Below are 20306 nucleotides of genomic sequence, written 5' to 3'. Positions count from 1 at the left end.
CTTATGAAACCTTCGCTCGCCATTCAAGGACATCACGATGACATTCGGCGCGTCGTCGAGGCGCATCGCGCGAAAAACGCGCGTATCTTCGGCTCCGTCGCGCGCGGCGAGGACACGGAAGGAAGCGACCTGGACCTGCTGATTGATCCCACACCGAAGACATCGTTGCTGGATATCGGCGCGATACGCCATGAGTTGCGCCAGCTTCTTGGCGTAAAGGTCGACGTTCTAACACCCGGCGCACTGCCGGACCGGACGCGTGACGCAATCATCGCGGGAGCCATTCCGGTATGAGCCGGGACGCCTCGACGCCTGCGGAATACGTGGGTCATGTGCTCACGGCCATCGGATAGATCAGTCGATACATCAACGATCTGGACGAAACGGACTTTCTCGCGGATGAACTCTTTCAGGATGGAGTCATACGCAACATCGAAGTCGTTGGTGAAGCCTGCAGGAATATTTGCAAATACTTTCCGGCCTTCGTCACACAGCATCCCGAAGTTCCGTTCCAATCCGCGTACGAGATGCGTAATGCACTTTCGCACGGATACCATAAGGTCGACCTCGGAATCGTCTGGGTCACTGCCCGTGATGACCTTCCCGCGCTCGGCAAACAATTTGAGTTGCTCGCCACCGAACTCAAACTCTAGCGGGAGACGCGTCGGGCACTCTCCTCGCGTCGAATCTTCAAAAGGGCATGCCGCCAGGCACACCCCCTCCCCCGTCACCCCGCTTCGATCCTCCCCCAAGACGCGCTACCATACACAACCAGCCCACCCCAAACCCCAGAGTCACAGCAACTCAGCCGGAGTGCCCATGAACGACATGATCCAACAACACGGTCTGCAGGTCGACGCAAGCCTGGCGAAGTTCGTCGATGAAGAAGCCATCCCTGGCACGGGTGTCGACAGCGCCGCCTTCTGGAAGGGTTTCGATGCGCTCGTTCACGACCTCGCCCCGAAAAACCGTGCGCTGCTCGCCGAGCGCGACCGTCTCCAGACCGAACTCGACAACTGGCATCGCAGCCATCCCGGCCCCGTGCAAGACCTGCGCGGCTATCGCAAGTTTCTCGAAGAAGTCGGCTACATCGTCCCCTCGCCCGCGCATGTGCAGGCCAGCACCGCCAACGTGGATCGCGAGATCGGCGAGCAGGCCGGGCCGCAACTGGTCGTGCCGCTGTCGAACCTGCGCTATGCGCTGAATGCCGCCAACGCGCGCTGGGGCAGCCTGTATGACGCGCTCTACGGCACCGACGCCATCGACGACACCGACGGCGCCGAGCGCACCGCCCAGTTCAATCCGAAGCGCGGCGCGAAGGTCATCGCCTATGCACGCCGCTTTCTCGACGACAACGCGCCCCTCGCGCACGGCTCGCATGCCGATGCCACGAAGTACAGCGTCGAACAGGGCGCGCTCGTCGTGACGTTGAAGGACGGCAGCAAGAGCGGGCTCGCCAACGCCGAACAGTTCGCGGGCCATCAGGGCGATGCGAAGGCGCCGCACGCCATCCTGCTCAAGCATAACGACCTGCACTTCGAGATTCAGATCGACGCGGACCATCCGATCGGCAAGACCGATGCCGCGCACGTCAAGGACGTGCTGATGGAAGCGGCGGTGAGCACGATCATCGACTGCGAGGATTCGGTCGCGGCCGTCGATGCCGCCGACAAGACCCAGCTCTATCGCAACTGGCTCGGCCTGATGCAGGGTCATCTCGCCGAGCAGGTCACGAAGAACGGCAAGAGCTTCACGCGCAGCATGAACCCGGATCGCGAATACACCGCACCGAACGGCTCGACGCTGAGCCTGCACGGACGTTCGCTGCTGTTCGTGCGCAACGTCGGCCATCTGATGACGAATCCCGCCGTGCTCGACCGCGACGGCAAGGAGATTCCGGAAGGCATCCTCGACGGCGTGATGACGACGCTCGGCGCCATGCACGACCTGAAGAACAAGATGAACTCGCGCACGGGTTCCATCTATATCGTGAAGCCGAAGATGCACGGCCCCGCCGAAGTGGCCTTCGCCGATGAACTCTTCTCGCGCATTGAAGAGCTGCTCGGCCTGCCGCGAAACACGATCAAGATGGGCATCATGGACGAGGAGCGCCGCACCAGCGTCAACCTGAAGGCCTGCATTGCGGCAGCGGGCGCGCGCGTCGCGTTCATCAACACGGGCTTCCTGGATCGCACGGGCGACGAGATGCATTCATCGATGGAAGCCGGCCCGATGATGCGCAAGGGCGACATGAAGTCGTCGAAGTGGATCAACGCGTATGAGCGCAACAACGTGCTCGTCGGCCTGAACACCGGCTTGCGTGGCCGCGCGCAGATCGGCAAGGGCATGTGGGCGATGCCCGACCTCATGCACGCGATGCTCGAACAGAAGATCGCGCATCCGCGCGCGGGCGCGAACACCGCCTGGGTGCCGTCGCCCACGGCCGCCACGCTGCATGCGTTGCACTATCACATGGTCGACGTACAACAGGTGCAGCAGGAACTCGAAAGCCACGACTACGAAGGGCAGAAGAACGAACTGCTCGACGGCCTGCTGACGATTCCCGTCGTCGACAAGCCGACCTGGTCGGAACAGGACATCACGAACGAGATCGAGAACAACGCGCAGGGCATTCTCGGTTATGTGGTGCGCTGGGTGGATCAGGGCGTCGGCTGTTCGAAAGTGCCGGACATCCATGATGTCGGCCTGATGGAGGACCGCGCGACGCTGCGTATCTCGAGCCAGCACATTGCGAACTGGCTGCGTCACGGCATCGTCAGCGAAGAGCAGGTGAAGGCGACGCTGGAACGCATGGCCGCGGTCGTCGATCAGCAGAACGAGGCCGATCCGGTCTACCAACCAATGGCCCCCGCGTTCGACAGTTCCTTCGCGTTCAAGGCTGCCTGCGCACTCGTGTTCGAAGGTCGCACACAACCGAGCGGCTATACGGAACCGCTGCTGCACAAGTTCCGTCTCGCCGTGAAGGCTTCGATGTAATCGTGTCGCGCGTGCATGCGGCCTCGTGCCGCATGCGCGCCGCGTTCACTGCTCCGACCAGAGCTTGCCCGCGGTCGCCCAGTTCTCGCGTTTCACATCCGTCAGGATGATATCCACCGAACCCGGCTCGCAGCCGAGCGTCTCGCACGTGGTGCGCGTGATCGCCTCGACAAACTTGCGCTTTTCCTCCGTCGTGCGGCCTTCGAACAGCTGAATGTTGAATGTCGGCATTGCGATGTTCTCCTTTGCTGGGTTCTCAGTCGCGATACGACGCGTCGATGCGGTCCAGCCTGCGCAGCAACGCGGGCCACTCGAGCGCGCCCTCGATGGCGTCGTCATCATGCAGTTGCGCTGCCGTGCGCGTGACGACATCCGGTGTCGGCACGATCATCTTGTTGACGCCCGCCAGCGCGCGCAGCTGAATATCGCATGCCTTGACGAGCATATCCATCAGCACATAAGCCTCGGCGACGGTCCGCCCGAGCGTGAGCGGGCCGTGATTGCGCAGCAGCATCGCACGATGCGCGCCGAGGCTCGTCACCAGCCGCTCGCCTTCCGCAGGCGAGAAGGCCAGGCCTTCGTAGTCGTGATACGCGAGGTGGCCATGAAAGCGCATCGCATGCTGCGATCCCGGCAGCAAGCCATGGGGCTGAGCCGAGACGGCAATCGCCTCGCGCACGTGCAGGTGCATCACGCACACGGCATCCTCGCGCGCCGCGTGCACGGCGCCGTGCAACGCGAAGCCCGTCACGTTCACCGGATGCACGTTCTCGCCGATCACATTGCCGTCGATATCGATCTTCACGAGATTCGATGCTGTGACTTCATCGAACGTCAGCCCGAACGGATTGATCAGGAAGCGTCCTGGCTCGCCCGGCACGCTCGCCGAGATGTGCGTGTAGACGACGTCGTCCCAGCCATTGAGCGCGACGAGCCGATAGGCCGCCGCAAGATCGACGCGCGCGGCCGTTTCGGCGGCACTGCGCGGGCTGTCCTGCGCGATCCTGTGTTCAGGCGTGTGGGTGAATGACATGCGAGTCTCCTGCTTGAGTGCTACGGACCAGGCGGCGTTGCAGCGCGATCGTCAGCCACGACGCCAGCACGAAGGGCGCGGTCAGCGCGGCGATGCCGGCGCAGTCAATCAGCCGTTCGATCAACACTGCCGCGACGATCGCGAACAGCGCATAGCGCCTGCCGAGCGGCGCCGCCGCCAGCGCGGCGAGCGCGGCGTTGAAACCGCACGCGCCGGACAGCACGACGGCATCGCCCGCGCCGCCCAGTCCGTGCAACATGGCGCCGAGCGCGCTGCCAGTCAGCGCCCATCCCGCCTGCGACGGCCGCGCCGCGAGTAGTCCGGCCGCGATCAGTCCGCCCGCAATGGCGCCGGTGGCGAAGGTAATCGGCGCGAGTCCCGCGAAGGCCGCTTCGAGCATCGGCACGACGCCTGCCGCGACTTGCGGGATCGCGCCGGTGTCGCCGCGTCCGCTGAACAGCGGCAGCCAGCACCACGTCACCAGGATCGCTGGGCTCGATAGAAACGGCCAGTCGAAGCGGGCCAGGACGCGCGACAGCTTGTGGGCGAGCAGCGTTGCGCCCATCGCCGCGACGATCGCGACGGCGCCCGCCTGCGAGACATCGCCGATGAACGCGAACGCCGCCAGCGCCGCGAGCGCGCCATTGAAGCCGTGGAGATCGTCGCGGAAGACGGGCGCGTCATCGTTATCGATGATCGCGCTGATGACATTCCCGGTCAGCGTGCCGATCAGCAGGCCGCATGCAAGGCGCGGACTCGCGCTGAGCACCGCGAGGAAGAGGAGCGCGCCGGTCGCGGCGTTGCGCTGAAGGACGATCTGCCCGATCGCGCGCGCAAAGCGGCGCAGCGGGTCGGCGAGAACGACGTCGGAATGGAGAGCGGAAGACATGCTGGGCGGCGACGGCACGAGAAGCCGCCAGCATAAGGCAGCCGGCGCGCGCCGTGCGACGGCGGGCCGAATAACCGGTATGGACTTGAAGCAGTGGGCGCGACGAGAAAAGTCGCGCCGGTGGGAAGCAGCTTAGTTGAACGCCAGCGGCACGAGCGGCGTGGGTTCGCCGACACCCGGATTTGCCAGCGAGAGATCGGCGCTCAGCTTGACGATTTCGGTGACGTTTTCGCGGAAGTTGGGATGCTTTTCCCAGGTGATGTAGCTTGCATCGACGACAGCGGACAGCGTGAGCAAGGTAAAGGCGACTTTTTCGATGACTTGGTGATGGCGGCGCATGATCTGTTCCTCAAACTTTGCGGCATTGTAACAGAGTTAAGGGTTTTCCCTTAAGTGTTTGTTGCAATGCCGCACCAGCGCCGTCATGCAAGGGCTCGCGCCCTGTCCCTACATCGAAGCGTCGAGGATCGCCGTATAGTCAGCTTCCGATGCTTCACGCGGATTCGTCTTGTGGCTGTGATCCTTCAACGCACCGGCAATGATTCGCGGATAAAGATCGCGCGTGACGCCGAGTTCCGCCAGACCGCGCGGCAGGCCGAGCGTCGCGGTCATCTCGCGCACGGCATCGCCGACTTGATCGCCGGAAGTCAGGCCCATGGCCTGCGCGAGGCGCTCCAGCTTGCCTTCATCCTGCATCGTCGGCGCGCTGCGGTTGAACGCAATCACGGCCGGCAGAAAGATGGCGTTGAGCGTGCCATGGTGCAGCTTCGGATTGATGCCGCCCAGCGAGTGACTCAGGCTGTGTACGCAGCCCAGACCCTTCTGGAACGCCAGCGCGCCCTGCATCGACGCGCTCATCATGTTCCAGCGCGCCACGCGGTCCGCGCCGTCACGCGTCGCCCGTTCAATGTGACGCCACGCGCGCCAGAGTCCATCGAGCGCGATGCCGTCGGCGGGTGGATTGAAGGCCGGCGCCATGAAGGTTTCGAGGCAATGCGCGATGGCGTCCATGCCGGTCGCGGCGGTCATCATCGGCGGGAGGCCGAGCGTCAGTTCGGGATCGCAGATCGCGACGCGCGGCACCACATAAGGCGAAATCACGCCGACCTTGCGGCCGTCGTCGAGAATCAGGATCGCGCCCCGGCCGACTTCACTGCCGGTGCCTGCCGTCGTCGGAATCGCGATGACGGGCGCCGTCTTCGCCGTGATGCGCGCCAGCCCGCCTTCGATCACCGCGAAACTCTGCAACGGGCCTTCGTGCGTCGCGCAGACGGCCACGCCCTTGGCCAGATCGATCGACGAACCGCCGCCCACCGCGATCACGCCATCGCACGCCTGCTCCTTGTACATCGCGACGGCGGCGCGCACCGCGGCCTCGTTCGGATTCGGCGGCGTGGCGTCGAACACCGGCGCGGGCTGTGAAGCGCCGAGCGCGGCGAGCACCGTATCGACCAGGCCGGCGGCACGAATGCCGCGATCGGTCACGATCAGCGGCCGGCGCATGCCGATGCGCTCGCACTCGCCGGCAAGCAGGCGCACCGCGCCGAAATCGAACTGGATCTGCGTGATGTAGTTGATGAGGGCCATGTGGAGTGAGGGAAGTTGTCGTTCGGAGCCGTCAGTATAAAAGTCCGCGCGCGCGGGTGTTCCTCACTAAAGTTTGGGACTTCGACGTCCGATATCTGCGATGTGGTCCGATTTTCCGCGAGTGTCCCGCCCTCGCCGGACCACGCCGGAATCCAACATGGACCATCAGACCGAGGTATTCACATTGCCGCGCGGACGTGCGGCCACGTGGTTGCTGCACGCGGGAGCCGACATTCCCCGCGCGATCCGTGTCGCGCTCGTCGGCAGCCTGTTCGGCACCTTGCCGATTTTCGCGGGCGGCGTGCTCAACACGGTCGCGGTGGCCTGGGTGCTCGACCGCCGCCATCCGACCACCGCTTTCCACATCTGGCTCGCACTCGAGATCGCCGTCTGCCTGATCCGGCTGGTCGTGCTGGTGATCGCGCGCCGACGCGCACGCGAAGGCAAGTCCACGCTGACCGACACCTATGTCCTGCTCGCGCCGCTGTGGGGCGCGACGGTCGGCTACGGCGCGTTGGTCTCGGTGTTGTCCGGCGACTGGGTGGCCGCGACGCTCTCGTTCCTCTCGGCTGCCGCGATGGTCGGCGGCATTTGCTTCCGCAATTTCGCCGCGCCGCGTCTGGTGGCGGTGATGATCTTCCTGTCCTTGGGACCGTGCTGTCTTGGCGCCGTGCTGGCCGGCGAGCCGACGCTCTGGCTCACGCTGCTGCAGATTCCCTTCTACCTGTTCGCGATGAGCGCGGCCGCGTGGCGCCTGAACGGCATGCTCGTTTCGACGATGAAAGCCGAGCAGGAAAACGACCGCCGCGCGCGTCACGACGAGCTGACCGGTCTGCTGAACCGCGCGGGCCTGTTCCAGGCGGCGCGTTCGCGCGAGTCGGGCCGGGCGCGCAACGGTGCGCCGACCGCCCTGCTCTATCTCGATCTCGACGGCTTCAAGGCCGTCAACGACGCACACGGCCATGAGGTCGGCGACACGCTGCTCGCGCTGGTGGCGCGCCGTCTGCGGCATCTCTCGGGGGAAGGCGCGCTGGTGGCGCGACTTGGCGGCGACGAGTTCGTGATCGTCACGCCGCCGCGCGACGATTTGCTCACGCTCGCGGACACAGTCGTTCGCGAGCTGTCGAAACCGTTCCACACGGACGGCGATCTGGCCTTGCGCATCGGCGTGAGCATCGGCATTGCGATGTTCGATCATCATCACGATGAACTCGACGGCGTTCTCCGCGACGCCGACAACGCCCTCTACGAAGCCAAGCGCGCCGGCAAGAACCGCTGGGTCGCGGCCAGCCGGCGCGAGCCGAAGCCGGCGACGCGCTCGGTCGGACTGGTCGCCTGAGCGGGACGTCCGGGAATCAGCCGCTCAGTTCCGCGCTCAGGTTTTCTGCTTCCTTCGCGAAACGCCGACGCTCTTTGCCGCGCAGACGATCATCGCTCGGCAGGTCCACGGTGAGCGGATTCATCGCGATGTCATTGATGCGGACTTCATAGTGCAGATGCGGGCCCGTTGCCCAGCCCGTCTCGCCGACATAGCCGATCACCTGCCCGCGCTTCACCGTCCCGCCATTGCGGATGCCCTTCGCGAAACGCGACAGGTGCGCGTATACGGTCGAATACGGCGCGGGGTTGTCGAGCATGATGACCTTGCCATAGCCCGTCTGCCTGCCGACGAAAGTCACCGTGCCCTGCGCCGACGCATGCACTGGCGTACCGATGGGCGCGGCGAGATCCACGCCGTCATGGCTTTGCCAGCGATGCGTGACCGGATCGAGCCGGCGCAGCGAGAAGTCCGACGATACGCGCGTGAAGGCGATCGGATAACGCGAGAAGCCCGGTGTCGTGCTGTTGCCGTCTTTCGAGTAGTAGCGCGCCTCGCCTTCGGGATCGCGATAGAGGAACACATCGTGCGACGACGAGCCAGTAGTCAGCCGAACGGCCAGCGGCGCTTGCTGCGCCTGTTCATTGCCCGGCTTGCGGTCGTAAATGACGCTCAGCGTGTCACCCTTGCGGATATCGCGACGCATGTCGACCTTGCCCGCGAAGGCGTCCGTGAGGGTCGCGATGGTTGCCGCATCGATGCCCAGACTCTGCGCGGCCTGCGAGAAGGTCTGGTTGACTGTGGCGCTTTCGGTCGTGCGGACCGGTGCCGGTGGCGCGGCAGGCGCCGGAGCGGCGCTTTGCCGCACTGACACGGGCGGCATATCGTCGAGAACCGTTGATGAAGATGAACGCGCGTGTTCGAGTGAATTGCAGATCACGACGGAACAGATCGAACCGACGGCGCAAATGAAAAAGACTCGTCCTGCCTTGCCGGGCAAGGCGGTTGCGGGAGAGAAGGGCATCAGCGGAAAAGGGGACGGGCGATGCAAGGGCATCACCCGGAACGAAAAGGCGCGGTCTTGACCGCGGGCGGCGTGAACGCTTGCGCGCGTTATTCGATCTGCCGCGAAAACAGGCGGATCGTCGGGGAAAGCGCAGCGAAACGGCAAGCGGGCATGAAATGAAAGGCGATGAGTTCGGCCACGTTGCGCGGCACGTTCAGGTCGGCCGAGACTAAAAGAGCTTTCTTAAACCAAACTTAAGCTGCCCCTTAATAAACCTTTTGCACGAAGTTTGCATGAAATTGCCGGCGGATGACGCCGGATGCAGACTTTTCAATTCGACACCCGAAAGCGCGATCCCGCATAATCGCGGCATGAAACCACAAGTACGGAAGTACCTCGGGATTGCGCGGCATGACATCCAGACCACGAACCTGACACCGCCGCCGCGCTGGCGCTCGCGGGCGTTGAGCGGTGCATTCGCCGCCTTGTTTGTGGCGCTGACGGTGCGGGCGTTCTGGGTGCAGGGCGTGGATGACGCTTTCTATCGTCGTCAGGGCGACATGCGGCAAGTGCGCGACTGGCCGATGCACGCCTCCCGTGGACGCATCCTGGACCGCAACGGCCGCCCGCTCGCCGTGAGCCTGCCGACCCGCACGCTGTTCGTCGACGCATCGAACATGGAGGAGCATGTGTCGCAACAGCAGATCGATGCGCTGTCCCGTCTGCTCGACATCGCCCCGGCCGACATCGAGAAGATCTACGCGGCCCGTCGCGGCTTCGCGTACCTGAAGCACGAAGTCCCCGTCGATATCGCCGACCGGGCGATGCGTCTCGACGTTCCCGGTCTGTCGATGCAGGAGGATTACCGGCGTTACTACCCGGAAGGCGAAATTGCCGCGCAGATCACCGGCTTCACGGGCACGGAAGGCACCGGCCAGGAAGGTCTGGAGCGCTTCGCCGAAACGACTTTGCGCGGCGCGGACGGCCATCGCCGCGTGCTGCGCAATGCGCGCGGTCAGGTCATCGATACCCTCGACACCACGCCGCCGCAGAACGGCCGGGACCTGACACTGTCGATTGACCGGCCGATCCAGTATGCCGCTTTCAAGGCGCTGAAAAGCGCGGTCGAGCGCAGCAACGCGCGCTCGGGTTCGGCGATCGTGCTGGACGCGCACACCGGCGAAATCCTCGCGATGGCAAACTGGCCGAGTTACGACCCGAACCAGCGCACGCGCCGCACCGGCATGGCGGTCCGCAATCGCGCGGTCGCCGACATCTTCGAACCGGGCTCGGTGATGAAACCGCTCACCATCGCGCTCGCGTTGCAACAGCACCGCATCACGCCCGACACCGTCGTGCCGACCGACGGCGGCCGCCTGCGCCTGGACGGCCGCACGATCCACGACGACAAGAACTTCGGCACGTTGACGACAGCGGGCGTCATCCAGAAGTCAAGCAACGTCGGCACGACCAAGATCGCGCTGCTGATTCCGGCGCGTGACATGTACCGCAACTTCCGCGCGCTCGGACTCGGGCACGCGCCGCGTGCGGGTTTGCCGGGCGTTTCGTCGGGCCGCGTGCGGCCGTATCGCAACTGGCGGCGCATCGAGCAGGCGACGATGTCCTATGGCTACGGGCTGTCGGCGTCGCTGCTGCAACTGGCGCAGGCCTATACGAGTTTTGCCAACGATGGCCGTCTCGTGCGCGCGTCGATCCACCTTCGCGACGCGAACCAGCAACCGCCGGAAGGCCGGCGCGTGTTCACGGCGCGCGTCGCGCGCGAAGTGCGCACGATGATGGAGAGCGTCGTCAGCAAGGACGGCACCGCGCCGCAGGCGGCCGTGCCGGGCTACACGGTCGCCGGCAAGACCGGCACCGCGTACAAGTGGACGTCGAAGGGATATGACCGGCATCAGTATCGCGCGTCGTTCGTCGGCATCGTGCCGGCGAAGGCGCCGCGCGTGGTCATCGCGGTATCGATCGACCGGCCGCTGCGCGGCTCGCACTTCGGCGGCGCGGTGGCCGGGCCGCCGTTCGTCGCTATCGCCACGCAGACCATGCATCTGCTCGACGTGCGGCCGGACAAAAGTCCGGGCGTGTGAGCGACGGCGGCTCGATCCGGCCTGTCACATCGAGCGAGCCGCCCTCACCGCTTCTCCATCCCGATCGCCCCCGCATAGCCCGTCAGCTCCAGATACCCGTGCCCGTGCGGGTTGCCGTCGAGCGTCACCGCGCCTTCCCAATAAAGCGCGCCAGTCGATTCACGCGAGTCCAGTTCCTGATCGTCGAGCAGCGGATTCAGCCGCCAGTGCAGCGCACCGACACGCACGTCCATCGCGACCGGATACACGGTGCTGGTGCGCGGAGAACGCCACTGCCGCAGCGGCGTGAATTCCACGTCGCCGGGCCCGTACTGCGTCGTGCGGCCCTCGCGGTCGCGCAGCGCGGCATGCGCCCAGATCGCATGACCGTCGCGCGCGCGGACCTTGAACGCCATCAGCGCGGCGCCGTCGTCGAGATTCGCGCCGAGCCAGTCCCAGCCCGCGGCATCCGGCGACAACAGCGTGCTCGACCACTCGTGATCCAGCCACGCGCGCCCCGTCACAGCGGTCGCCGCGCGCGCGCGGCCATCGGCGGACGGCCGCACCACGCTGCCCGTCACCTTCAGTTGCGGCTCGCTGTAGTAGTCGCTCGCCTGCTCCGGCAACGGCCCCTTCTGCGAATAGCCGCGCTCGCCCTGGAGCATCGGCGGCTGTGTCGGCGTGAAGGTGAGCTTGAGCGCGAAGTTCGCGGCATCCGCGACGACCGCGTAGCTGCCGTCCGCCGCACGCGTCATGCGCCAGCCGTCGAGCTTGACGTCGGTGTTGCCCTCACGCGCATACGCCAGACCGAAGCCCTGCCGCGCGATGTTCTGGTCATGCACGAGCCGTCCGTATGCCGGATCGGACAGCGCCGCGTGCGCGACGATCAGTTGCGCCGGATCGAACGCGCTCTTGCTGTCCGTCCCGCCCTTGCCCGTATTCGAGCGGAAGAACGTGATCTGGAAGCCGAGCGGCTGATGCTCCGGCGTGTCGAGCCAGCCCGTTGCATACCACCATTCGGTGCGATACGGCGGATGCGCGCCGCTGTCGCGCGGCCAGTCGATCCCTTGCCCCGGCACGACGGGTGCGAACGCCGCTTGCCCGGCGCATACGCTCGACACGACGAGCAACCCTCCGGCGATCCACGCGCGCATCACCAGTCCTCCCGCACGGCGCGCACGGCATCGACCGACACCGCCCGTCGACCGGACAGCACAGCCGTCGCGCAGGAAGACGCCAGCATCACGCACGCGATGACCGCAATCGGCGTCCACGGCACATGCAGCGACATGCTCCAGTGGAACGACTGCGGATTCACGACGAACACGAGAATCAGGCTGATCGCGAAGCCGAGCAGACAACCCAGCGCGATGCCGAGCAGCGTCAGCCAGCCGGCCTCGGAGGCGAGCAGCGCCAGGATTTGCGCGCGCGTCACGCCTACGTGGCGCAGCATGCCGAACTCGCGTGCCCGCGCGAGCGTCTGCATCGAAAAGGTTGCGCCGACGCCGAACAGGCCGATCACGATCGCCACCGCCTCGAGCAAATAGGTCACCGCGAAGCTGCGATCGAAGATGGTGAGCGTGCGCGCGCGAATCTCGCCGGGCTGGGAGAACTCGAGCGTGCCGCCGAACGGCAGCCGCTTGAGCGCGCCGATCACCTGCGCGGCGCTCGAACCGGCGTGCAGCGTGATGGCGATATCCGTCGCGGTCAGGTCGCCCGTCAGCTTGCGATAGTCGCCGATGCGCATCTGCAATGCGCCCGTCTGGCGCACGTAGTCGCGCCAGATTCCCGCGACGACAAAACGCGCGTCCTTCCCGCCGACCGGTAACGTCACACGTTCGCCGACGCGATATCCATACAGATCCACCATCGCCTCCGAGGCCCACACCGGCGTTTCGTCGGCACGCCACGCGGACGTCGGCAACACGGCGCCGGTCATTTGCAGCGTCGCGCCGGGATCGGCGGCATCGAGTTCGCGTGCGATCAACACGACCGGCGGCTTCGCGGCGTCGAGCGTCAGTTTCGACGTGCGCGTGAACGCCGCATGCGCGACGCCGTCCGCCGCCGCCAGTTGTGCCTGCTGCGCGGGATCGAGGCCGCCGGTGTCGCCGCCAGAGGCCATGCGCACGTAGAGATCGGCGGAAAGCAGATGCGCCAGCCAGTCTTCTACCGACACGCGAAAACTCGTCACCATGATCGCCATTGCGACGATCAGCGTGAAGCTCGACAGCACACCGCCCATCGCGATGGACGCCTGTCCTGGCGCATTCGCGAGGCGCGCGAGCGCGAGCGTCGCGACGGCGCTGCGGGAACGCGGCGCGCGACGGAAGGCGCTGGCGGTGAGACGCGGCATCAGCGCAATGCCGCCGACGAGCAGCAGCGCGACCGCCACATAACCGGCGACGGGCGTCTCGAACAGCGGCGGCGCCTGCGTGAGCGCCGCGCCGAGCACGAGGCAGGCGAGCGCGGGCCACGGCGTGCCGAGCGGCGTCAGCGCGGCTTCCTCGCTGCCGGCCTTGAGCGCGGGCGCGGGCCGCGTGCGCGCCGCTTCGAGCGCCGGCGCGAGCGTGCCCGCCAGCGCGACGCCGATGCCGAGCGCCAGGAAAATCCCGCTCGCGACCGGTTCGAACGCGACGCGCGGCTCGACGCCCGGGAAGTATCCGCCGCCGAGATCGCTGCCGAAGAAGCGCAGCGCGAGCGCCGCGACGGTGAAGCCGAGCGCAATGCCGAGCACGCCGCCCGCAACACCGAGCAAGGCGCCTTCGACCATGATCTGCCGCACGAGCGCCGCGCGCGTCATGCCGAGCACGCGCAGCAACGCAAATTGCGCGCGACGGCGCACGACACCCGCCGCCTGGGTCGAGAAGACGAGGAATGCACCGGTGAACAGCGCGACGAGAGCGAGCACGTTCATGTTGATGCGATACGCGCGCGAGAGCCGGTCCGTGCGGCTTTCGACATCGCTCGTTTCCGTCACGACGAAGCGCGCGCCGAGTTCGCGTTGCAGTGTCTGCCGGAATGCCTCGCGGTCCACGCCGCGCGCCAGTTGCAGATCCACGCGCGAGAGCTTGCCTTCGAGCGCGAAATGCGTCTGCACAGCGGCGATGTCCATCACGGCGATGCGCTGGCCGGGCCGCGTCCGCGCGATCCCGCCCGCCATGCGCAGCGTCACGGGCGCGGTGCCGTTCTGCAATTCGACGGGCGCGCCATTGCGTGCGCCGAGCCAGGTCTGCGCGGCGGAAGAGAGGAAGATGGCGTCGCCGGCGAGCACATCGAGCGGCGCTTGCGGCGACGGCACACCGACAAGATCAGGCGCAATGCGCCGCGCGCGAAACACGTCCGCGCCCAGCAGCTTGAGCGGCGCGCTCTTGCCGGGCACGGCGGCATCGACTTCGAGCACCGGGCTCGCGACCGCCACACCCGCATGCGTCGCCAGCCGCGGATAGATCTGCTCGTCGATGAAAGGCTGTGCGCCGCGCACTTGCAAGTCCGCCTGCCCCGAGAGACTGCGCGCGGCGGCCGAGAACTCGTTGAAGGCCGCGCCGTTGATCAGTTGCACCGCATAGCCCAGGCCGACGCCCAGCGCGATCGTCAGCACCGCGACCAGCGCGCGGCCACGATGACTGCGCCATTGCGCGGCGAGCAGCCAGCGCGCGAGCGTGTCGAAGCCGTGCTTCATCCTGGCGCCGCTCATCGCTGCAGCGTTGCAGCGTGCAATGCGCCGTCGCGCAGGATCACCACGCGGTCGGCGAAGGCCGCCGCCGCTTCCGAGTGCGTGACCATCACGGTCGCCGCGCCGGTCGATTGCGTTTCGGCACGCAACAGCCCGAGCACTTCATGCGCCGTCTGCGGATCGAGATTGCCGGTGGGTTCGTCGGCCAACAACAAACGTGGCCGATGCACCAGCGCCCGTGCAATCGCCACACGTTGCAGTTCGCCGCCGGACAGCTGACGCGGCATGTCGCCGTCGCGGCCCGCCAGACCGACCGCCGCGAGCATCGCATGCGCCGCATCGGGCGATGCGCCGTTCAGCAGCAACGGCACCGCGACGTTCTGGAACAGCGTCAAATGCGGCAACACGTGGAACGCCTGGAACACGAAGCCCAGCTTCTGCCGGCGCAGGCGCGTGGCGGCGTCGTCGGGGAGACTGGAGATCACCGAGCCGTCGATCAGCACCTCGCCGCGGTCCGCGTGATCCAGTCCCGCGATCAGGTTCAGCAAGGTCGACTTGCCCACGCCGGAATCGCCCATCACCGCGACGAATTCGCCCGCGCCGAGCGCGAAGTCGAGCGCATCGAGCACCACGCGCCCGCCTTCGTAGGTCTTGGTCAGGCGGCGGCATTCGAGGGCGGGAGAGACGTCGGGGTCGGCGGGTTTCATGCGGAGGGATCGGGCTCAATCAAAGCACAGGCTCAGAGGCAAGCATTGTGCCCAATCTTCGGCGTACGCGTGATATCGAAACGGCCGAGGCGTCAAGACTGCGGCAACGTACCGGGCCGGATATACGGGAACATGTGCGCGACGTAATCCGGCTTGCCAAGGACGACGCCGTGACTGCGCAAGATCGAATAAGCAGTCACCGCATGAAAATAGAACTGCGGGAGCGACCAGTCGCGCGCATATTCCTCGCCGGTCATGTCGAAGATGACGCCGTTCGGCAGATCCAGCGCGATCGGGCGGTTCGCGGCGTCATCGAGCGCATCCGGGGTCAGCAGCGACAGGAACGACACCGCCTCCTGAATGCGCGCCTTGGCGTCGGCGAAGGTGCCCGGCGCTTCGTTCGACTTCACGCCTTCCTCCCGCACCTGCCGCAACGCCTGCGGCACGTCTTCGCCGCGCAAGCGATACACCGGTTCCTGGGCCTGAAAGCACGCGAAACGAACCTGCGCGGCGAGCGGAAACATGTCGGGCGCGAGACGCAGCGTGATCAGCATGTCGAGGCCGGCGGCCGCTTCGCCACTCTTGTCCTTGTCGGGCCCGGCGGCCTTGTCCAGCCATGCGGACAAGTTCTTCAGCGTCTGCACGAAGGTCGGGACCAGAAGACGGGTCAATTGCATGAAGCGCTCCACAGGTGGGAAAACTGCGATCTTATATCGATGCAGCCCCCGCCTGTGTTCATCGCGCCATCATCAACGCGGGCCGAACACGGCCACGCCCGTCTTGGTGCCGACATAGACCTTGCCGTTCGCGATCATCGGCGAGATGAACTTGTTGCTGCCGAACTGATCGCGCGTACCCGACTGATTGCTGTTGTAGAGCTCCGTGGCGAGATTGCCCGCGTCATAGGCATGCAGGATGCCGATGGCCGTGCCGTTCTCCACGCCCCACACGATGCCGTTCGTATTGCCGTTCGCCGAGATCACCGGCGCGAGGCCCGGGAAGCTCCAGGTCTGCGAGCTCTGGCTCGACGCCGTGGTCGCGAACACCGCGTTGACCACCGGGATCGCCTTCAGATGATCGCCGGCCGGACCCACGTACACCGTGTTGTTGTAGAACGCGGGCGCGCTGAACATCGGGCCGAAGATGGTCGAGAACAGCTCCTGGTAGATATGGTCGCCGTTGGAGTCGAAGTTGCCCATCGAATCACGGTTGACGATGAACAGCGCGCGCGTCTTGCCGCCGCCCACCGCGAGATGCCGCACGTTGCCGTTGATGTCCTTGAGGTCCGGCAGGAGCAGCACGCCGCCCGAGCCGAGGTCGAGGTCGGCGTTCGACTGCGCCACCGTATCCGAAGGCTCGAAGTAATCCGCGACGTGCAGGGTCGGCGTCGGCGAGACCTTGAGGAAGCCATTGCCGAAGTCGCCCTTGTTGGGCATGTCCTGCGCGTTGGTGGTGGGATCGAAGGTGCCGTTGCCGTCGAGGAAATAGACCGACGTGCCATCCGATGCAAGACCGGCGCCGCTCATCCAGATGCCGCCCATTTCGCCGTTCGGCGTGACGTTCAATACTCCGGCTTGCTTCAACGTGTCCGCGTTATAGCTGATGACCCAGCCGGTGTACGGCAGCGCATCGCAATGCGAACTCCAGGCCGTGTAGACCACGCCATTGAGCAGCAACAGCGAAGCCCGCTCGATGTACTGTCCCGGCGTGAACGGCACGACGCCATTGACGCTTCCCGAACCCGTGCCCGGATAGGAAGCGGTGATTTCCGCGGGGCCGTTGAAGAGTTCGGCGCCCGTGGCGATATCGAGCGCATGGAGCCGCTGATGATATGCACCGCCCGTGTCCTTCGACATCGCGACCACATACATCGTCCCATTCGGTCCACGCGTGCGGTCGATGACCGGCGTCGACGTGATGCCGATGGTCGGCGTGGTCTGGTTGCAGCCGTGGTCGTCGCTGGGCACTTCGCCCGTCGGCAAGGTCGTCACGCGCCACAGCACGGTGCCGGTGTCGGCATCGAACGCATACACGCTGCCCGCCTCGGTGGCGACGTAGAGCACGTTGTGCGTGCCGCCTGCAATCGGCACGCTGCCGAGGACGAGCGGTTGCGCGTCGACGGCGCCGTCCACGGTATAGAAGCCGATCTTGCCGAAGGTGTTGGCGTTGACGTTGGCGGGCGCCAGCCGGGTTTCGTTCAATTGCTGGGCAGTGCGGAGGTTGTCGTTGTGATAGGTAGTGACGTCGGCGGGGGTGGATGCTGATGGCTGCGTCGTTGTCGGCGTACTGGCGCCGGAAGGCGAACTGGCACCGGAGGGCGTGCTGGCGCCGGAAGGCGTACTCGCGCCCGAAGGCGAACTGGCGCCGGACGGAGTGGACGCACCCGTCGGGCTCGACGCGGAAGAGGGATTCGATGCCGGCGATGCACCGCCCGTGGAAGATCCCGAATCGGAACTTGAACTGCCGCCGCTACATCCGGCAAGCAATAGTGCGAAAGCGATTGCCATCACGCCAAACGTCGAGTGCCCTTTCATCTGCGAACCTCCGGTTCTTGAGAAGTCAAGCTCGATGCTTTCGCGATTATTGCCTGCGAAGGCTAAAGAATAATAAAGATGATCGGGACTCCGCTACTGTTTGTCGAAGGGATTCAAAAATCTTGTGCATGGTATGAGGAATGCCGCATTTCGAAAGAGCGCTTTTTACCTGTCAGGTAATCGACATCGCTCAGTCTTACCGCGAACATGGACATACCCGCTTAATGGAGTGTCCATCATGTCCGCTTATGCCGTTGCGCATCTTCATGACGTCGTCATGAACGACGACATCATTCGTTATCTCGACGAGATCGATGCCACGCTCGCACCGTTCGAAGGCCGCTTCATCGTGCATGGCGCGCCGCCCGATGTGCGCGAAGGGCAGTGGCGAGGCGATCTGGTCATCATCGAGTTTCCGTCGCTGGCCGAGGCGCGCGCGTGGTACGGATCGGATGCCTATCGGGTCATCCTGCCGCTCAGGACCAACCATTCGCGCGGCGCGGTCATTCTCATAGAGGGTGTCAAGGCAGGGCATCGCGCCGGCGATATCCTGCGCTAAGACGAACTTGCCTTGCTTGACGGAATTCCAAGCGAAGCGGCTGAGCGCGGCTAAGCAAAGTTTTAGTGTTCTTGTAGTGCTTTTGCTTAAGCGGCTGCAAGCTTATCGGCTCGGGATATTCAGCCGTTGTCGCCGCCCGCCACCGGCAGCACGGCCCCGGTGATATAGCTGGCTTCATCGGACGCGAGAAACAGGATCGGAGCGATCTGTTCGTCCAGCGTGCCGTAGCGTTTGAAGAAGGTCGATTCCTTGACCTGCCGCACCGCTTCGTTCATCCAGGTCTTCTCCTGCTCGCTATCGCCGGCGGCATTGCGCGGCACGCGACGCGGCGGCGCCTCGGTTCCGCCCGGCGCGGCGGCCACCACGCGGATGTTGTGCTCGCCGTATTCCATCGCGAGCGCCTGCGTCATTGCATTCACGCCGCCCTTCGCCGCCGAATACGGCACGCGGCGAATCCCGCGCGTAGCGTTGGACGATACGTTGACGATGGTGCCGCCGCCGTTATCGAGCAGATACGGCAGGACCGCGTGGCAGGCGTAAAGCGTCGGCATCAGCGAACGGCGAATCTCCGCGTCGATCTGCGCCGGCTCGAATTCACCAAAAGGGCGCATGCGGATCGCGCCGCCCACACCGTTGATCAGAATGTCGATACGGCCGAACGCGCGCACCGCGAACGCCATCGCGGCGGCAGCGCCTTCGTAGGTTTCGAGATCCGCGACGAAGCCCGCGGTCTGCGCGCCCCGCGCCTCGGCTGCTACCTCGGCGACGAAATCCGCGCGATCGACGAACAGCACCTTCGCGCCCTCCGCCGCCGCGCGCAACGCCACACCGCGCCCGATGCCCTGCGCCGCACCCGTCACGACCATCACCTTGCCGTCGAAACGTGGCGTGCTCATGCGGTCACCGGCGCGGCGTTGGGCGTGAACTTCTCGTAGTGGAAGCTGTTCGGCTTCACGCCGTTGTCGTCGAAATGCTTGCGCACGGCATCGACCATCGGCGGCGGACCGCACAGGTACACGTCCACATCGCCGTCGTTGAGCGACTCGGCCGGCATGTGCTGCGTGACCCAGCCCTTGCGCGGATGCGCCGACGCCGCGTCGGCGACCACGGTGCTGAAGGTAAAGTTCGGCAGCTTCGCGGTGAAGGCCTCGATCGCTTCGACTTGCACCAGATCCAGATCGCGCGTCACGCCGTAGATCAGATGCACTTTCTGCTGCGACTCCGCGCGCGCCAGCACTTCCAGCATCGACAGGAACGGCGCCAGCCCGGTGCCGCCCGCGAGGAACAACAGCGGCCGCTCTACCGCGCGCAAGTAGAAGCTGCCGAGCGGTCCGGTGAGTTCGACCTTGTGGCCTGCCTGCGCGGATTCGAGCCAGGTGCTCATCACGCCGCCCGGAATCTTCTTGATGAGAAAGCTGATCTTCGTTTCACCCGGCGCCGACGAGAACGAATACGAACGATGCTGGCCGCTGCCAGGCACGTCGATGTTCACATACTGGCCCGCGAGAAACACGGGCGCTGCGGCGTCCACATCGAGTTCGAGCACGACGGCGGCGTCGTTATGCGGTTCGATCTTCGTGACCGTCGCCGCGAACGTGCTCTGTCCGGTCTTGCAGGCCGTCGACGATGCCGGCACCGCGATCACGCAATCGCTCTCCGGAATCATCTGGCAGGTGAGCACGAGACCGCTGTCCTTTTCGTCTTCGGTGAGCGCGTCGTCGATGTACTCGTCGCCGAGATCGTAGCGGCCGCTTTCGGCGCGGCATTTGCAGGTGCCGCAGACGCCGTCGGAGCAGTCCATCGGCAGGTTGATCCGGGCGCGGAATGCGGCGTCGAGCACTTTCTCGCCCGCCTTGCATTCGACAAAGCGCGTCACGCCGTCCTCGAAATTCAGTGCAATGTTGAAGCTGGTCATGTTGCCT

At 65.5% G+C, this 20306-nt stretch carries 20 protein-coding genes; 7 read left to right on the top strand and 13 right to left on the bottom strand.

The window, feature by feature from the left end; translation table 11 throughout:
* The first annotated feature begins 3 nt into the window (after positions 1 to 3).
* The 3 genes from QCE69_RS23155 (at position 4) to QCE69_RS23145 (ending at position 2997) form a co-directional block, all read left to right on the top strand.
* Positions 4 to 294, top strand: coding sequence for a nucleotidyltransferase family protein (locus tag QCE69_RS23155; protein ID WP_309907100.1), 291 nt, complete (start codon positions 4 to 6; stop codon positions 292 to 294).
* A gap of 59 nt (positions 295 to 353) precedes the next feature.
* Positions 354 to 653, top strand: a complete 300-nt coding sequence (locus QCE69_RS23150; protein ID WP_309934167.1) for a HepT-like ribonuclease domain-containing protein — start codon at positions 354 to 356, stop codon at positions 651 to 653.
* A gap of 166 nt (positions 654 to 819) precedes the next feature.
* Positions 820 to 2997, top strand: a complete 2178-nt coding sequence (locus QCE69_RS23145) for a malate synthase G (protein WP_309933234.1) — start codon at positions 820 to 822, stop codon at positions 2995 to 2997.
* A 45-nt stretch (positions 2998 to 3042) separates the two neighbouring features.
* On the opposite strand, the gene QCE69_RS23140 is transcribed toward QCE69_RS23145, so the two are convergent.
* The 5 genes from QCE69_RS23140 to QCE69_RS23120 all read right to left on the bottom strand — a co-directional run bounded on the left by QCE69_RS23140 (position 3043) and on the right by QCE69_RS23120 (position 6506).
* Positions 3043 to 3228, bottom strand: coding sequence for a 4-oxalocrotonate tautomerase (locus QCE69_RS23140; protein WP_187604407.1), 186 nt, complete (start codon positions 3226 to 3228; stop codon positions 3043 to 3045).
* A 25-nt stretch (positions 3229 to 3253) separates the two neighbouring features.
* Positions 3254 to 4030 carry a class II aldolase/adducin family protein gene (locus QCE69_RS23135; protein WP_309933233.1) on the bottom strand — a complete coding sequence of 259 codons (777 nt, stop codon included), beginning with the start codon at positions 4028 to 4030 and terminating at the stop codon, positions 3254 to 3256.
* A complete protein-coding gene (locus QCE69_RS23130; protein WP_309923388.1) occupies positions 4008 to 4919 on the bottom strand; it encodes an urea transporter in 912 nt (303 codons plus the stop codon). Before QCE69_RS23130 ends, QCE69_RS23135 begins: the two co-directional genes overlap by 23 nt.
* Before the next feature lie 132 nt (positions 4920 to 5051).
* Positions 5052 to 5258 carry a hypothetical protein gene (locus QCE69_RS23125; protein WP_309818537.1) on the bottom strand — a complete coding sequence of 69 codons (207 nt, stop codon included), beginning with the start codon at positions 5256 to 5258 and terminating at the stop codon, positions 5052 to 5054.
* A gap of 108 nt (positions 5259 to 5366) precedes the next feature.
* Complete coding sequence (locus QCE69_RS23120; RefSeq protein WP_309923386.1) at positions 5367 to 6506, bottom strand: iron-containing alcohol dehydrogenase; 1140 nt, start codon at positions 6504 to 6506, stop codon at positions 5367 to 5369.
* Between the two features lie 157 nt (positions 6507 to 6663).
* Here QCE69_RS23120 and QCE69_RS23115 point away from each other — a divergent pair, with 157 nt between their 5' ends.
* Complete coding sequence (locus tag QCE69_RS23115) at positions 6664 to 7845, top strand: GGDEF domain-containing protein (RefSeq protein ID WP_309923384.1); 1182 nt, start codon at positions 6664 to 6666, stop codon at positions 7843 to 7845.
* A 16-nt stretch (positions 7846 to 7861) separates the two neighbouring features.
* On the opposite strand, the gene QCE69_RS23110 is transcribed toward QCE69_RS23115, so the two are convergent.
* Positions 7862 to 8707: a peptidoglycan DD-metalloendopeptidase family protein gene (locus QCE69_RS23110; RefSeq protein WP_309923382.1), complete on the bottom strand. Its 846-nt coding sequence runs from the start codon at positions 8705 to 8707 to the stop codon at positions 7862 to 7864.
* A gap of 494 nt (positions 8708 to 9201) precedes the next feature.
* Between QCE69_RS23110 and QCE69_RS23105 the strand changes: the two genes are divergently transcribed.
* Complete coding sequence (locus tag QCE69_RS23105) at positions 9202 to 10932, top strand: penicillin-binding protein 2 (RefSeq protein ID WP_309933232.1); 1731 nt, start codon at positions 9202 to 9204, stop codon at positions 10930 to 10932.
* Between the two features lie 44 nt (positions 10933 to 10976).
* Here the strand turns inward: QCE69_RS23105 and QCE69_RS23100 are convergent, their stop codons facing one another.
* The 5 genes from QCE69_RS23100 to QCE69_RS23080 form a co-directional block, all read right to left on the bottom strand.
* Complete coding sequence (locus tag QCE69_RS23100; protein WP_309933230.1) at positions 10977 to 12065, bottom strand: carotenoid 1,2-hydratase; 1089 nt, start codon at positions 12063 to 12065, stop codon at positions 10977 to 10979.
* Positions 12065 to 14605: an FtsX-like permease family protein gene (locus QCE69_RS23095; protein WP_309933227.1), complete on the bottom strand. Its 2541-nt coding sequence runs from the start codon at positions 14603 to 14605 to the stop codon at positions 12065 to 12067. The genes QCE69_RS23100 and QCE69_RS23095 overlap by 1 nt, the downstream gene beginning before the upstream one ends.
* Positions 14602 to 15291, bottom strand: coding sequence for an ABC transporter ATP-binding protein (locus tag QCE69_RS23090; RefSeq protein WP_309933224.1), 690 nt, complete (start codon positions 15289 to 15291; stop codon positions 14602 to 14604). The genes QCE69_RS23095 and QCE69_RS23090 overlap by 4 nt, the downstream gene beginning before the upstream one ends.
* 92 nt (positions 15292 to 15383) lie before the next feature.
* Positions 15384 to 15968, bottom strand: a complete 585-nt coding sequence (locus tag QCE69_RS23085; RefSeq protein WP_309933223.1) for a DUF1993 domain-containing protein — start codon at positions 15966 to 15968, stop codon at positions 15384 to 15386.
* A gap of 72 nt (positions 15969 to 16040) precedes the next feature.
* The gene (locus QCE69_RS23080; RefSeq protein ID WP_309933221.1) at positions 16041 to 17492 is read right to left on the bottom strand and encodes a PQQ-binding-like beta-propeller repeat protein; all 1452 of its coding nucleotides are present in this window, start codon (positions 17490 to 17492) and stop codon (positions 16041 to 16043) included.
* Positions 17493 to 17544: 52 nt separating this feature from the next.
* On the opposite strand from QCE69_RS23080, the gene QCE69_RS23075 reads away from it, so the two are divergent.
* Positions 17545 to 17898, top strand: a complete 354-nt coding sequence (locus QCE69_RS23075) for a hypothetical protein (RefSeq protein WP_309933219.1) — start codon at positions 17545 to 17547, stop codon at positions 17896 to 17898.
* Between the two features lie 165 nt (positions 17899 to 18063).
* Positions 18064 to 18384 carry a DUF1330 domain-containing protein gene (locus QCE69_RS23070; RefSeq protein WP_309933217.1) on the top strand — a complete coding sequence of 107 codons (321 nt, stop codon included), beginning with the start codon at positions 18064 to 18066 and terminating at the stop codon, positions 18382 to 18384.
* Positions 18385 to 18503: 119 nt separating this feature from the next.
* Here QCE69_RS23070 and benD read toward each other — a convergent pair whose 3' ends face one another.
* Positions 18504 to 19280 carry a benzoate diol dehydrogenase BenD gene (gene benD / locus QCE69_RS23065; protein ID WP_309923366.1) on the bottom strand — a complete coding sequence of 259 codons (777 nt, stop codon included), beginning with the start codon at positions 19278 to 19280 and terminating at the stop codon, positions 18504 to 18506.
* The gene (benC, locus tag QCE69_RS23060; protein ID WP_309933215.1) at positions 19277 to 20299 is read right to left on the bottom strand and encodes a benzoate 1,2-dioxygenase electron transfer component BenC; all 1023 of its coding nucleotides are present in this window, start codon (positions 20297 to 20299) and stop codon (positions 19277 to 19279) included. The genes benD and benC overlap by 4 nt, the downstream gene beginning before the upstream one ends.
* Positions 20300 to 20306: the final 7 nt, after the last annotated feature.

Source organism: Caballeronia sp. LZ032 (assembly GCF_031451315.1).
Lineage (GTDB): Bacteria > Pseudomonadota > Gammaproteobacteria > Burkholderiales > Burkholderiaceae > Caballeronia.
Note: the sequence above shows the minus strand (reverse complement) of the source record. Positions and strands in the feature narration are given on the sequence as shown.

Excerpts from the sequence above, each read along its gene's own strand:
- QCE69_RS23120 (WP_309923386.1), bottom strand. The coding sequence starts at position 6,506 with ATGGCCCTCATCAACTACATCACGCAGATCCAGTTCGATTTCGGCGCG.
- QCE69_RS23130 (WP_309923388.1), bottom strand. The coding sequence starts at position 4,919 with ATGTCTTCCGCTCTCCATTCCGACGTCGTTCTCGCCGACCCGCTGCGC.
- QCE69_RS23090 (WP_309933224.1), bottom strand. The coding sequence starts at position 15,291 with ATGAAACCCGCCGACCCCGACGTCTCTCCCGCCCTCGAATGCCGCCGC.
- QCE69_RS23125 (WP_309818537.1), bottom strand. The coding sequence starts at position 5,258 with ATGCGCCGCCATCACCAAGTCATCGAAAAAGTCGCCTTTACCTTGCTC.
- QCE69_RS23070 (WP_309933217.1), top strand. The coding sequence starts at position 18,064 with ATGTCCGCTTATGCCGTTGCGCATCTTCATGACGTCGTCATGAACGAC.
- QCE69_RS23140 (WP_187604407.1), bottom strand. The coding sequence starts at position 3,228 with ATGCCGACATTCAACATTCAGCTGTTCGAAGGCCGCACGACGGAGGAA.
- benD (WP_309923366.1), bottom strand. The coding sequence starts at position 19,280 with ATGAGCACGCCACGTTTCGACGGCAAGGTGATGGTCGTGACGGGTGCG.
- QCE69_RS23105 (WP_309933232.1), top strand. The coding sequence starts at position 9,202 with ATGAAACCACAAGTACGGAAGTACCTCGGGATTGCGCGGCATGACATC.
- benC (WP_309933215.1), bottom strand. The coding sequence starts at position 20,299 with ATGACCAGCTTCAACATTGCACTGAATTTCGAGGACGGCGTGACGCGC.
- QCE69_RS23100 (WP_309933230.1), bottom strand. The coding sequence starts at position 12,065 with ATGCGCGCGTGGATCGCCGGAGGGTTGCTCGTCGTGTCGAGCGTATGC.
- QCE69_RS23145 (WP_309933234.1), top strand. The coding sequence starts at position 820 with ATGAACGACATGATCCAACAACACGGTCTGCAGGTCGACGCAAGCCTG.
- QCE69_RS23110 (WP_309923382.1), bottom strand. The coding sequence starts at position 8,707 with ATGCCGCCCGTGTCAGTGCGGCAAAGCGCCGCTCCGGCGCCTGCCGCG.
- QCE69_RS23085 (WP_309933223.1), bottom strand. The coding sequence starts at position 15,968 with ATGCAATTGACCCGTCTTCTGGTCCCGACCTTCGTGCAGACGCTGAAG.
- QCE69_RS23155 (WP_309907100.1), top strand. The coding sequence starts at position 4 with ATGAAACCTTCGCTCGCCATTCAAGGACATCACGATGACATTCGGCGC.
- QCE69_RS23095 (WP_309933227.1), bottom strand. The coding sequence starts at position 14,605 with ATGAGCGGCGCCAGGATGAAGCACGGCTTCGACACGCTCGCGCGCTGG.
- QCE69_RS23115 (WP_309923384.1), top strand. The coding sequence starts at position 6,664 with ATGGACCATCAGACCGAGGTATTCACATTGCCGCGCGGACGTGCGGCC.
- QCE69_RS23135 (WP_309933233.1), bottom strand. The coding sequence starts at position 4,030 with ATGTCATTCACCCACACGCCTGAACACAGGATCGCGCAGGACAGCCCG.